The following is an 11,439-nucleotide window of genomic DNA, read 5'->3' as shown; positions in this document are numbered from 1 at the left end:
CTACTATCAGTGTAATTAAACACGTACTTTTAAACATAAACATCCCGAATTCCAAGATTAGTGCCTTTGCTTGTTTAACAATAACAACAGGTAGAACTGTGCCCCAAATAAGAGCGTCGCTACCACCAAATGCGTTGTCTGTGCAAATGCAGGTATTGCAAATCGAGCTAAGATAATTCCTGATAGCATTTGGATACCCACTAGAATCAATGCGATTAAAGCAAATTTATATTGCTTAGAACCCGTATTAAAACTCGTGCGGACCAAAAAGAATAATACAATAACTAAAATCAAAGAACAATATGCCAACCAGCGATGTAACTCAAACTGTTGGCCAATAGTTGTTATAAAATCAGTCCGGGCTATCGTTGAACCGGTTAATAAATCAACCTCCTCACGAACTCCCGTTCCGACAATTACCTGTGTTAGCATCAATAAAATTGAAGCAATAGCAAGTCCTTTTAATATACCCAAAGAACGATTGACCAGTAAGGTCTTGTTTCGCAAAGTAACTGCTTTGAAATATGTATAAATACTAATACAAACAATTACAATGGCTAAGAGCATATGTACCGTAATAATCCAAGGCATCAGATTTGTCGATACAACGATCGATCCCAGCCAAGCCTGAAGTACTACAACAAAAAGATTAATCACTGACCAAACAACGATCGAGCTTTTTGATTTTAAATAGGTGAAAGAATAAATAGCTGTAAATAACAAACAGAATCCGGAAACGACGCCTACCAACCGATTGATATATTCCGTCCAAGTTTTCGCAACATTAAACTCTTCATGCTGCAAAATACTCTTATCGGTACGGAGCTTGTAAGCCATTTCCTTATCGCCGAAAAATTCTACAATTTTCGCGAAACGTTCGTTCTTCTTTGCCCTTCCTTCAATATAATGTTGTTCATATCCTTGAGGTAATTGGGAGATATCTGTTGGAGGAATAATACGGTTAAAACATCTTGGCCAATCTGGGCATCCCATTCCTGACCCTGTACTCCGAACAACTCCTCCAGCAATAATGACCAAAAACAACACAATGATCGTTATAAAATTGGTCTTTATAAATCGCTTCTCAGCTGCTGGAAACATAATACTACCCCTACCTCTTAAAATACAAACTTCTATAAAATAGAGTAGGAATCCCTACTCTATTTTATAAGATTTTATTAGTCTTTTCTACCATTTTGAGCATTCCATTCTGCCTGGATACGCTCAGCTTCCTCGTCTCCTTCGAAATCATGAGGCAAATTAGAGCTCATTGTTTCAGAGAAAGGAACACTTTGAGGAATAAAATCCTCACCGTGCCCTGGCTTACTGTAATCGTAAGGCCAACGGTGTACAGTTGGAATTTCACCTGGCCAGTTACCATGGATATGCTCTACCGGAGTAGTCCATTCCAATGTATTTGACTGCCAAGGGTTTTGCGGTGCTTTTTTACCGAAGAAAATCGATGTAAAGAAGTTCCACAAGAAAGCTACCTGACCTAAAGCGGCAATGATTGCAGCCCAAGTCACCAATTTGTTTACAGAAACCCATTTCGCCATGAAAGCAAACTCTGTAAATGCATAGTAACGGCGAGGCACACCATCGATACCCATAAAGTGCATTGGGAAGAATACCATGTAAGCACCAATGAAAGTCAACCAGAAGTGTAAATAACCCAATTTTGTGTTCATCATACGACCGAACATCTTAGGATACCAGTGGTAAACACCACAAAGCATACCGAAGATTGACGCCGATCCCATTACCAAGTGGAAGTGGGCAACAACAAAATACGTATCGTGTAAGTTGATATCTAACGCTGCATTACCTAGGAACAATCCTGTCAAACCACCGGAGATAAAGAACGATACCAAACCGATAGCAAACATCATCGCTGGAGTGAAACGGATATTACCTTTCCACAACGTTGCAAGATAGTTAAATGCTTTTACAGCAGAAGGAACCGCAATAATCAATGTTGTAATCATAAATACACCACCCAAGAACGGGTTCATACCTGTTACAAACATGTGGTGACCCCATACGATAAACGATAATACAGTGATACCGATCAACGAATAAACCATCGCGTGGTAACCAAAGATTGGTTTACGTGAGTTGGTTGCAATAACCTCAGAAGTTAAACCTAAAGCCGGCATAACAACGATATATACCTCAGGGTGACCTAAGAACCAGAACAAGTGTTGGAACAAAATTGGTGAACCACCTTCGTTCGGTAAAATTTGTCCTTGAACAACAAGATCCGACAAATAGAATGACGTACCAGCAGCACGGTCAAAAATCAACAGAACAACCGCCGAAACCAATACTGGGAATGACAACATACCCACGATAGCAGTTAAGAAGAACGCCCAGATTGTCAAAGGCATTTTCCATAAGTCCATTCCTTTTGTACGCATGTTCAAAATTGTACTTACATAGTTAATACCACCGATCAACTGTGAAGCTACAAATAGAACCATACTCACCAACCACAAAGTCATACCAGTTGCAGATCCTGCGATTGCAGTAGGAACAGCCGATAGTGGCGGGTAGATTGTCCAACCAGCAGAAGCAGGTCCACTTTCTACGAAGAACGATGCAACCATAATAACTGATGCTACAAAGAACAACCAGTAAGACAACATGTTCATAAAAGGAGATGCCATATCGCGTGCTCCGATTTGATATGGAATCAATAAGTTACTAAAAGTACCTGATAGACCAGCCGTTAACACGAAGAATACCATAACGGTACCGTGAATGGTTACCAAGGAAAGGAAAAACTCCGGTTTTATACGACCGCCTTCAGCCCATTTACCCAAGAATACTTCTAATATAGGGAACTCTTTATCCGGCCATGCTAATTGGATACGGAATAATACTGATAAAAGCATCGCAAAAACTGCCATGATGATACCAGTGATCAAGAATTGCTTAGCAATCATCTTGTGGTCACCCGAGAAGATATACTTTCTGATGAACGACTCCTCGTGATGATGGCCGTGCGAATCGTGATGTTCAGCGCTATGCGATATTACTGTACTTGACATATTCGATTTTATATTCAAAAATTCTTAATTAGTTCAAAGATGCTGTAACTTGTACGCTATCCTTTTTCACGTTAGCTGTTTTACCGCTGAACTCTTTTTGCAAATCCTCAGTAAAATATTTATTTTGTTTAGCTAACCACTCTTTATATTTCTCTTCAGTTACGACAACCACTTTCTTTTGCATGTTGTAGTGACCAGATCCACAGATCTTGTTACACAACATCACGAAGTCATAGTTATAATCACCCAGACGATCACGCATCTCTTCTGTTGTAACTGTAGGTGTGAACTGGAAGTAATTGGTCATTCCCGGTACCGCATTGATCTGAACACGGAAATCAGGAATATAGAAAGAGTGAATAATATCTTTTGAAACGATATGGAAACGAACTGGTTTATTTACAGGCAACCAGATTTCAGATCCCTGAATATCATCCCAAGAATTTTTATCATTAAAGTCAATACCGTAAGGGTTGGTTGGTGTCGTCATTTTATAATTACGTTTACCAATAATCCCATCTGAACCAGCATAACGGACATTCCATTGGAATTGCTCGCCTAATACCTCAACTTGCAATGCTGATTTTTGTAGATCCTCAGGAATATTTGTGATTGATCTCCATGTAAAGAAACCGAACAATACCAAAACTGTCAAAACAACAGCTGGAACAATTGTCCACAATTTCTCGATTGCATTGTTATGAGGATAATAATAAGCCTGACGTTTTGCACGCATGCGGTACAAGAATGTAAATGTCATCAACAAGATATGTGTGATAACCAATACAAATGTTGTAATTGCTGTCGTAATGATAAACATCGTATCAATACGCTCACCGTGCTCAGTTACTGCAGATCTCCAATAAGCGGCTCCCCAGTGTACATATGACCAATATACACCGTAAAGGAATACAACCAAGAAAATGAATAACAATGCCGATTGAAACGTGTTATTCGCAAACGGATTGTATTTACCGTTCATCTTTCTTGTCAATTCATAGATCGAAAGTACTTTACCGATAACGGCAACAACTGTACATATAACCAAGAATAACAAGACATAATATGTGAAGTTTTTATAAACCTGAGGGTCTATTTGCTTCACTTCTTCAACAGCAGGAGCAGCAGCACTAGCTTCCGTAGAAGAACTAGCAGATGCAACAGCAGCAGTACCTGCTGCCGCTGTTGTATCTTTTGCAACCGAATCCGTTGCTGCAGGGGCAGCTACTGCTGTAGTCGCCGCTTTAGCAGAATCAGATGCTACTGTATCTTGTTGACTTGCAAGGATAGGAGTCGCAAAAAGCAATCCTAGTGCAAGCACAAAACCCGAGATGGATTTGAATCTATTATTTAATTTAAAGCTCATTTCTTTTATAACGTTTTTACGTAACCTTCCTTTAAAAGTGAAACTATATCTGATGATGCAAACTCTCATCCAAGAAAGGATGATTTTTAGGCACCAATGCTTGTTTACTCAATTTACTCATCACTAAGAAGATGAACAAACCTAAGAAACCAAGTGCAGTTCCGATTTCAATGATACCAAATCCTCTATGTTCAGCAACAGTACCAGGCATGATCATGATATAATAATCTAGCCAGTGACCAGCCAATAATAGAATCGCTACGAATAACATCACGTTTTGTTTACGTTTAGCATCGCGATCCACTAATAGTAACAATGGTGCCACAAAGTTAATGATAATACTCAACCAAAACCAAGGTTTGTATTCAGGTTCCCAACGTTTGTAGAAATAAACTGTTTCCTCTGGGATGTTTGAATACCAAATCAACATGAATTGTGCAAACCAAACGTAAGTCCAGAAGATCGAGAAACCGAACATCAATTTACCCAAATCGTGTAAATGATTTTCGTTTACCCAGTTCATATAACCAGCTTTCTTCAATACAACAACGATGATCGTGATACACGAAATACCGCTTACCCACATTGCTGCAAAGTTATACCAACCGAACATTGTCGAAAACCAGTGTGCCTCTAAAGACATTACTGTATCGAAAGACCAGATAGGTGTAGTAAAACCGAAGATAACTAAGAAGATTGCCGACAATTTGAATGACTTTTTATAAGAAGTCAATCCGCCTTCCAAATCTTCTTTATAAGAAAGTTTCGCAAAAATAACAGCAAAAATGCTATATGTTCCCATAAATACCACCTGACGGATCAAGAAGAATGGAACATTTAAATAAGCAGATTTACCTGCGATAATAGGGTCAAAATTTGTACTATGCGGATCAGTGATACCATCTGCATTCCAGTGGTGATATAAGTTATGTGTGGTTAAACCTAAACCTACAATAACTAATAAAACTAATGATGCAATTGGTAAAACACTCGCCATAGCCTGAGGTATACGTACCAAACCTGCAGACCATGCAGATTGTGTTACATATTGCAAGGCAACAAAGAATGTTCCAGCTGCGCATACACATGTAAAGTAATAACCCATCAATAACAAGTTGGCATAAGTACGCTCTACAGTAACGTGATCGCCCGAAAGCAACCCGAAAGCTACAGCAGCTACGCCTAGTACAACAGCGACAATACTGAACATTTTAGCTTTGCCAGCAAACTCGTATCGCTCGTTGAAATTATAATCGTGATGATGACTGTGAGTTCCCATTTATATATCTGATGTTAGATTATTTCTTTTGTAATTCGTGAACATACATAACAACTTTCCATCTCTCCTCTGGAGACAATTGAGATGCATGTGATCCCATGGAGTTGTGTCCGTAATAAATTGTATGGTAAATTTTACCATCAGTCAAGTCAGCCATCAAACCACCCCGTGAAGAGCTCGCCGCATCTGTTCTGTGATAAGATGGTGGCGGAGGAAAGTTCTCTAATTGACGAGTACCTCTTGAATCAGTCACGCTACGGTCTTTTGTGATAGGACCATCACCTTTACCTTCTACTCCATGACATATAGAGCAGTAAGTGGTGAATAAAGCTTTACCTTTTTCAAGATTTTCGGCATTTACGACCAAAGGACTTTTTGCTTCTCTTCCTGCACGTTCATAATCCTCTAATGTATTGGCATACTCAAAACGAGTGAAACCAATTGGATCCGTACCTTTAGGAGGTGCTTGTGCTGTTTTTCCATCAGCAAAATTCGCATTAGGTTGATCCGGATTGAAAGCAAGCGGATCGTACATGTTACGAGAAAACTCTAAACCTGTACTACGAGTTGTTTTGTCACCACAAGAAGAAACAAGTGCTGTCAATGCCACAGCTGCGCATAGCGTTCCAAGTAAATTCTTCTTATTCATAGCTAACATATTTTCTATCATTGTACTTAACTTCAACAGCTCCAGCTTCTTTCAATAAGCTATCGATCAAAGCGTGATCTGTATTTTCTTTGGCATCTACCGCAAGGATGAAACGATCATCTGTTGCTCTCAAGTCCATTACACGAGGTGCACGTCCCGGAAATAAGTGGTTACGGAAGAAAAACGTGGCAACCATACCCAAGGCACACAATAAGATCGTAACCTCAAATGTAACTGGAACAAAGTTTGGCATACCAAAAGATGGTTTACCACCGATATTCATCGGCCAATCATAGGCCATTGTATAATACAACAAACTAAAACCCAATGTCGTTCCTAATGCTCCAAAGCAAAATGCTGCGATAGGCAAGCGAGAAGGTTTCACACCCAGCTTTGCTTCGATGCCGTGAATAGGCATCGGAGTAAAGCAGTCGTAAATACTTATATTGTTTGCTTGCAATTTGTCGATCCCATGCATCATTTCATCGGGATCCGCAAAACTACCTAATATATATTTTGTATTGCTCATTGCTGATTATTTTCTAACTGATAATTCTTTAATCTCTTCTTCTGTCACTGAATCATATTTCTCTAATGACTCTTGGAAGTACTTAACTTGTTCCTCAGGGAATGCGCCTTCTTGAGCCAATTTAGTTTTATGTTGTAATGAAGATGATTTCAACAACAATTTCACTTCGGCGATAGCGATACCTGGTAAGAAACGTAAGAACAACAAGAATAATGTAAAGAATAATCCGATTGAACCTACAAAGATACCTACGTCTGTCCAAGTCGGATAGAACATTGCCCAAGATGAAGGCAAGTAATCACGGTGCAATGAAGTCACGATAATTACAAAACGCTCAAACCACATACCGATGTTTACAACAATCGATAAGATCCATGAGATTGGAATACTTGTACGGATTTTTTTGAACCAGAATAACTGTGGAGAAATTACGTTACACGTCATCATTGACCAGTAAGCCCAAGCGTATGGACCCAACATACGGTTCTCGAAAGCATACATTTCGTATTCTGAACGAGAGTACATTGCGATAAACAACTCAGTCAAATAAGCCACACCTACGATAGAACCTGTCGTCATGATAATGATATTCATCGACTCAATGTGGAACATCGTGATGTAGTTCTCAAAGTTCATTACTTTACGTAAGATCAACAATAAAGTCTGTACCATCGCGAAACCAGAGAAGATCGCACCCGCCACGAAATATGGAGGGAAGATCGTTGTATGCCATCCAGGGATAACCGAAGTTGCAAAGTCCATGGATACGATCGTGTGTACAGAAAGTACCAGCGGCGTAGAAATACCTGCCAAGATCAATGACACGATTTCAAAACGTTGCCAAGTCTTAACTGAACCATTCCATCCGAATGATAATACAGAATAGATTTTTTGTTTTAATCCAGTAGCACGGTCACGAATTGTCGCGATATCCGGCAACAAACCACAGTACCAGAATACCAAGGATACTGTAAAGTAAGTCGAGATCGCAAACGCATCCCATACCAATGGAGAGTTGAAGTTTACCCAAAGTGATCCAAATTGATTTGGAAGTGGGAAAATCCAATAAGCCAACCAAGGACGACCCATGTGAGCTACAACGTATGTAGCCGCACAGATTACCGCAAAGATCGTCATCGCCTCTGCAGAACGGTTGATTGAATTACGCCAGTTCTGGCGGAAGATTAATAATACAGCTGAAATCAACGTACCCGCGTGACCGATACCTACCCACCATACGAAGTCGGTGATATCCCAAGCCCAGCCTACAGTTTTATTCAGACCCCAAGCGCCGATACCTGTCCAAAAGGTATAACTAACGCTAACTACCCATAATAAAGCACCTAATACAGCAACGGTAAAACCAATCCACCATGCTTTATTCGGTTTATTTTCAACCGGTAGTAAGATATCATCCGTAATTTTTGCATACGTAATGTCCTTACCGGTCATTAATGGTTCTCTTAATATTGATTCGTTATGCGATGACATAGTATTTTTATTTCAAATATTGTACAAGATTACGCCTCAAAAGTGTTTCTAACTTTTGTCATATAACCGATACCCGGTTGAACATTGATTTCCTCAAGTACGTAATAAACACGCTCGTTGCGTAATGCTTTAGATACTTCTGATTCTGGATCATTTGCATCACCAAAGATAATTGCATTTGCAGAACATGCTTGTTGACAAGCCATTTGGATATCGCCATCTTTAACTTTGCGATTTTGAATCTTAGCTTGCAATTTACCTGCTTGAATACGTTGGATACACATTGAACATTTCTCCATTACCCCACGTGAACGAGTAACAACATCTGGATTCAATACCAATTGTGTGAACTCATTGTTCAAGTAGTTGTCAAAACGTGAATCATTCCAGTATGCAAACCAGTTGAAACGACGAACTTTGAAAGGACAGTTGTTCGCACAGTAACGTGTACCAAAACAACGGTTATATGCCATATGGTTCAAACCTTCTGAAGAGTGTACTGTTGCCAATACTGGACAAACCGTTTCACAAGGCGCGTGACCACAGTGTTGACACAACATCGGTTGGTGAACAACAGTGATATCTTCGAAATCTAAATCAGCCGAAGCTCTTGCAATTTCTTTCTCTTTTGTAAGATCTTGATCTTTTCCTTCGATTGTATAGTAACGGTCAATACGTAACCAGTGCATTTCACGACGACGACGAACCTCATCACGACCTACAACAGGAATATTATTTTCAACGTTACAAGCAACGATACAAGCACCACAACCTGTACATGCGTTCAAGTCGATCGCCATCACCCATTTGTGACCAGGTTGCTCATATTTGTTCCACAAATCGTATGTTTTGTGATTATCTGTAAAGCGTCCTGCCTCAGAGTTAGGATCTTTCAGATATTTCGCAAATGTCGTTTCACGAATAACGTTACGACCTTCGATCGTATGGTGTGTTTGTGTTTGTGCCAATTGGTAAGTACCAGACGCTTTGGCTACAGTTGCTTTAGCAACACCTTGCACTGTACCATTGATGATAGACGCAAAAGGGAATGCGTTTTTACCAACTTCATTACCTGCTTTACCAACTTTTGTACGGCCGTAACCTACAGCAACTGAAACTGTTCCTTGTGCTTGACCTGGTTGTTGTACAACTGGCAATTCCAATTCAACACCATTTGCTTTTACAGTTACTTTACCATCTTCACCCAAACCTAATTTCTCAGCATCTTTCGGGTTAAGAGCAGCGTAGTTATCCCAAGTTACTTTAGAAACCGGGTCAGGCAATTCCTGCAAGTAAGCATTGTTTCCATAACGACCATCGCGAAGTGCAGAAGGCTCATAAAGTTTCAATTCAAACTCACCGGTAATTGCTTTGCTTGATGCCTCAATTGCCGAAGCCGCTGCTGCAGCATTTCCTGTAAATGCAGGAGCTGTTGCCGCTTTAGCACCTTTATATTCAAAACCAGTTTGCAATACAGCATCCCAGTTTTTCGTAGAACCCGCTAAGATTTGTGTAGACCACAAGTTCTTAACGAAGTTGTACATATCGGTATCATTTCCTGCCCAAGTCAACAAGCTTTGTTCAACTTGACGTGTTTTGAAAACAGGATTGATTGTTGGTTGAATGATAGAGAACAAACCTTCTTTTGGATTCGCATCACCCCAAGATTCCAAGAACGTACTTGCTGGAGCAATCGCTGTCAATTCAGAAGCTGTTTCATCCGCACGTTGCGAAAATGATAAGGTGAAAGGAACTTGTTTCAACGCTGCTTTTACATCATCTGCTTTGAAGTAGTCATACACCGGGTTGCTATTCAAGAAGAACGCAACACCAACTTGACCTGATTTCGCTGCTGCTAAGAAAGCTTGGAACGAAGAATCCGAACCTTGGTATTGTTTAGAATAGTTATCCAAATCGATGATTGTACCGTAAGCACCTAATGCAACGTTGATTGCATTAACTAATACCTGTACATTGACATCGTTAGATCCAGCAACAACAACTGCTGCGCCTTTGCTGTTCACCAATTCTTTCGCTGCTAGAGCGACACCTTTTTGTGCTTTTTTGTTTGCAGTAGCACCAGCCAAAGACTGACCAGTGATTGCATTATATAAAGCAACCAATGTAGCACCTTCTTCCGAAGGTTTGATTGCGATACGTGCATCCGCATTTGTACCCGTCATGGAAAGACCAGACTCAAATTGCACGTGACGTGACATTTTGCCGTTTTTCAACGATTTATAATCACGGTTTTTAGCGTATTGTTGTGTATGCTCCTCACCTGCTAACCAAGTTCCTAAGAAATCAGCTGCAACGGAAACAATCACATTTGCCTTTTCAAAATTGTATGAAGGGACAACAGCTTTACCAAATGAAGCTTTATTCGCCTCGATAATACCGCTGTAAGAAACAGCATCGTATTGTACATGGTTAACTGTTGGGAATTTCGTTGCGAAAGCAGCGATAGCCGCCAACGTTGAAGGGCTGTTTACGGTGTTAGAAACGATCGTAATTTGTTTACCAGAAGATGCTGCTGCATTCAAAGCTTTAACAACTTCCCCATCCAATTTAGACCACTCAACATCTTGACCTTTCAATTGCGCCTGTTTCAATTTGGACTCATCATATAAATCCAATACAGAAGCAGCAGTCGTTGAATCCAAACCTTGGTTCAAACCAATTGCATTCGGGTTAGGCTCAACATTGATCGGACGACCTTCACGAGTTTTAACCAAGATGCTTTGACCGTTGAACGTCGAAGCATAATAGTTAGGGATACCTGGAGTTACCTCTTCAGGTTTAATCAAATAAGGAACTGCCTTATGCACAGGAGTACGGTTACAAGCCGCTAAAGAAACAGCACCCAAACCAAATCCTAATGCTTTCAAGAAGTCACGGCGAGGAGTTTTAGTACTCAAGCCAGCTTCGTTTAATACATCTTCTACAGGAATAGATTCGGCAAACTCACCCTTGCTTCCTTCAACGAAAGCAGGAGTTTGATTTAACTCTTCCAAACCTTTCCAATATTTTTTATTGCTATCCATTTAAGCTGTATATAAGATTGCGTATTTCAAA

General features: G+C 40.1%; 8 protein-coding genes. All 8 read right to left on the bottom strand.

Translation table 11 applies throughout. The annotated features are described in order from the left end of the window. Positions 1-57 precede the first annotated feature (57 nt). Positions 58-1,101: a heme A synthase gene (locus ACHWSC_RS00500; RefSeq protein ID WP_070563550.1), complete on the bottom strand. Its 1,044-nt coding sequence runs from the start codon at positions 1,099-1,101 to the stop codon at positions 58-60. Positions 1,102-1,178: 77 nt separating this feature from the next. Then, positions 1,179-3,050 (bottom strand): cbb3-type cytochrome c oxidase subunit I, encoded by a 1,872-nt coding sequence (locus ACHWSC_RS00495; protein WP_172462307.1) that lies wholly within the window; start codon positions 3,048-3,050, stop codon positions 1,179-1,181. Between the two features lie 28 nt (positions 3,051-3,078). Beyond that, entirely contained in the window at positions 3,079-4,416 is a 1,338-nt protein-coding gene (locus ACHWSC_RS00490; protein ID WP_075991042.1) for a cytochrome c oxidase subunit II, read from the bottom strand. A 43-nt stretch (positions 4,417-4,459) separates the two neighbouring features. Continuing rightward, a complete protein-coding gene (locus ACHWSC_RS00485) occupies positions 4,460-5,695 on the bottom strand; it encodes a quinol:cytochrome C oxidoreductase (protein WP_088160229.1) in 1,236 nt (411 codons plus the stop codon). A 19-nt stretch (positions 5,696-5,714) separates the two neighbouring features. Further along, positions 5,715-6,353 carry a c-type cytochrome gene (locus ACHWSC_RS00480; protein WP_376778456.1) on the bottom strand — a complete coding sequence of 213 codons (639 nt, stop codon included), beginning with the start codon at positions 6,351-6,353 and terminating at the stop codon, positions 5,715-5,717. Continuing rightward, positions 6,337-6,873: a DUF3341 domain-containing protein gene (locus tag ACHWSC_RS00475; RefSeq protein ID WP_075991040.1), complete on the bottom strand. Its 537-nt coding sequence runs from the start codon at positions 6,871-6,873 to the stop codon at positions 6,337-6,339. The genes ACHWSC_RS00480 and ACHWSC_RS00475 overlap by 17 nt, the downstream gene beginning before the upstream one ends. Positions 6,874-6,879: 6 nt before the next feature. After that, positions 6,880-8,364 (bottom strand): NrfD/PsrC family molybdoenzyme membrane anchor subunit, encoded by a 1,485-nt coding sequence (gene nrfD, locus ACHWSC_RS00470; protein WP_046674137.1) that lies wholly within the window; start codon positions 8,362-8,364, stop codon positions 6,880-6,882. 29 nt (positions 8,365-8,393) lie between these two features. Continuing rightward, positions 8,394-11,408, bottom strand: a complete 3,015-nt coding sequence (locus ACHWSC_RS00465) for a TAT-variant-translocated molybdopterin oxidoreductase (protein WP_120333528.1) — start codon at positions 11,406-11,408, stop codon at positions 8,394-8,396. Between the last annotated feature and the right edge of the window lie 31 nt (positions 11,409-11,439).

Source organism: uncultured Sphingobacterium sp. (assembly GCF_964277905.1).
Classification (GTDB): domain Bacteria; phylum Bacteroidota; class Bacteroidia; order Sphingobacteriales; family Sphingobacteriaceae; genus Sphingobacterium; species Sphingobacterium siyangense.
This window is presented reverse-complemented; position numbering and strand designations above follow the sequence as displayed.